We start from the raw sequence: 2,770 nt of genomic DNA, 5'->3' as shown, positions 1-2,770 counted from the left end.
GCTTTACGAGAAATAAGGAAGAAACGTACTGCATCACGTCCCCGCTGAAGCGCAAGCTCACGCTCATCGCCAGCCATCTCTGGTGTAACACCACCGGACCACTCAACCAAGTCACGCACAGTCACATAAGAACCTGCACGCTTAGAAATCTTGACTTCCTCGCCATGGCGCATCACTGTCACCATCTTGTGAAGCACATATTCTGGATAGGTTTTCGGAATCTCCCAACCGCGCTTCTGAGCCACACCTTGCAAGCCTGAGCGCACTCGCGCAATCGTGCCATGGTGATCGCTGCCTTGAACATTAATCACTTTTTCAAAGCCACGATTCCATTTGCTGGTGTGATAGGCAACGTCCGGCACAAAGTAGGTGAAGCTCCCATCAGACTTTTTCATGACGCGATCTTTATCATCGCCATCGCCTGTTGTCCTAAGCCATAGTGCGCCCTCAGACTCATAGGTCTTACCAATACTCTGTAGCTCGTCAACAATTTTTGCAACACTACCATCGGTATACAAAGAAGACTCTAGGTAATAGCAATCAAACTTCACACCAAATGTTTTTAAGTCGATATCCTGCTCATTGCGCAAATATGCCACGGCAAACTGACGAATGGCTTCAAGATCATCTTTATATTCAGATGAAGCCTTAAAAGCAGTAGCAATCTCCGCAATATATTCACCGTTATAAGCACTTTCTGGCCAAGCAGCATCACCTGGTTTAAGCCCATTCAAGCGAGCCTGCACTGAGAGCGCTAAATTCGCAATCTGCACCCCAGCATCGTTGTAATAAAACTCGCGATGCACCTGAATACCCTGAGTTGCCAATAAGTTTGCCAGCGCATCTCCTAACGCAGCTTGACGACCATGACCAACGTGAAGCGGGCCAGTAGGATTGGCCGACACAAACTCAATCATGGCCCTGGAAACCGGAGCAGCTTCTGGAGCTAGCTGACCAAACTGGGATCCCGCCGTGAGAACCTCGTTCACCACCACAGTTTTAGCGGCGTTACTCAATCGAAAGTTAATAAACCCAGGGCCCGCGATTTCACAAGAAGCAATGAGATCACCATAGCCGGGTTGCTGCTCTAAACGTTCAACCAGTGCTTGCGCTAATTCCCTGGGATTGAGCTTCCAAGCCTTGGAAAGCTGGAGGGCAATATTACATGCAACATCGCCATGGTCTACTGCCTTAGGACGTTCCAGGCGGGGCGCCGGGGCGTCACTCAAACCACGCTCCTGAGCCAAACCCAGCAGGGCAGCACTCAGCATTTCAATTAAACGATTTTTATTAGTTAACAACATAGATAAGTGAGTTTATCAGGTGGTAAGCTATGGAAATGATCTATCAATTTCGCTCCAAAGCGGGTCCTGACGTCATCATGCTGGCTGATCTGACCCAGCGAATCTTTGAGATTTTGGGCCGCCCATTAGAGCCCAGAGGTATTTTGACGGTAGAGCAACTACCAGCCCTCATCATCGCCTTAGAAACGGCCATCCTCAAAGATTTGGAAGATCGGGCTAAAAGCAATATGTCTGATCAAGAAAATACCGAAAAACCGAAGCTTGCCGATAGGCTTGGGCAGCGTGCCTATCCCTTTCTGGAGCTGATGAAGCAGTCTAAGGCGAAGGATGAACCGGTAATGTGGGGCGTTTAAAGCCCTGCACCTCACTCGGATAAAGTAGACTTAGTCGATTGAACTGGCCAGTTGGCGGCGGATGTCTTCAACAGACTCATTACGACGCTTAGCAAGATCTTCAATTTGATCAGCTGATAGCTTGCCCACGTTGAAATAACGTGCATCTGGATGTGCCAGATAAAAACCACTGACACTAGATGCCGGATTCATAGCCATTGATTCAGTCAATGTCATACCAATATCTTCTGAGCCAATCACTCGCAATAAGTCTTTTTTAACTTCATGCGCAGGACAGGCTGGGTAACCTGGCGCTGGACGGATGCCGCGGTATTCCTCATTGATCATTTGATCATTTGTCAAAATCTCATCGGTCGCATATCCCCACAGATCAGTACGAACGCGGTGGTGCATTAACTCTGCAAATGCCTCTGCTAGACGATCGGCTAAGGATTGCAACATGATTGCGCTGTAGTCATCATGCTTAGCATGAAACTCAGCCACTTTTTTCTCAACACCGTGCCCAGTCGTAACAGCAAAGCAGCCGAGGTAATCAGCCACATTGGAATCTTTTGGCGCCACATAATCTGCCAAGCAACGATTAGGTCGGCGAACGCCATCGACTACAGGCCGCTCAGACTGCTGGCGTAAGTTATGCCAAACAAATAATGGATGCTCGCGAGATTCATCGCTGTACAAGACAATGTCATCACCTATCGTGTTTGCCGGATAGAACGCAACTACAGCATCAGCTTGCAACCACTGACCTTTGATTAATTTATCAAGAAGCGCCTGGCCGTCCTCAAATACCTTACGAGCCTCTACGCCAACGATTTCATCATCCAAGATGGCTGGAAACTTACCAGCCAAATCCCAAGTCTGGAAGAATGGTGTCCAGTCAATATATTTAGCAATATCGTTTAAAGAAAAATTCTTGAAAACTCGACGCCCAATAAATTTAGGCTTCTCGGGCACATAACTAGACCAATCAATTAATTCACGATTCTTACGCGCTGCTTCTAATGAAATCGTTGGGGATGCTTTTTTATTAGCATGCTGCTCACGAATACGCACGTAGTCATCGCGCAGATCTTGAATAAATTTCTTGGCGCTCTCATCTGAAAGCAGGCTCGA

The 2,770-nt window shown here is 47.7% G+C and carries 3 protein-coding genes; 1 reads left to right on the top strand and 2 read right to left on the bottom strand.

Annotation, left to right across the window (positions count from 1 at the left end):
- On the bottom strand, window positions 1-1,304 hold a 1,304-nt coding region (locus B7X71_RS14845), incomplete at its 3' end, for an arginine--tRNA ligase (RefSeq protein ID WP_293601231.1).
- Between the two features lie 35 nt (window positions 1,305-1,339).
- Between B7X71_RS14845 and B7X71_RS14840 the strand changes: the two genes are divergently transcribed.
- Window positions 1,340-1,657 (top strand): DUF1840 domain-containing protein, encoded by a 318-nt coding sequence (locus B7X71_RS14840; protein ID WP_293598421.1) that lies wholly within the window; start codon window positions 1,340-1,342, stop codon window positions 1,655-1,657.
- Between the two features lie 30 nt (window positions 1,658-1,687).
- On the opposite strand, the gene B7X71_RS14835 is transcribed toward B7X71_RS14840, so the two are convergent.
- Window positions 1,688-2,770 (bottom strand): vitamin B12 dependent-methionine synthase activation domain-containing protein (locus B7X71_RS14835; protein WP_293601229.1); only part of this gene is annotated, 1,083 nt, incomplete at its 5' end.

This window comes from Polynucleobacter sp. 39-46-10, assembly GCF_002282275.1.
Note: the sequence above shows the minus strand (reverse complement) of the source record. Positions and strands in the feature narration are given on the sequence as shown.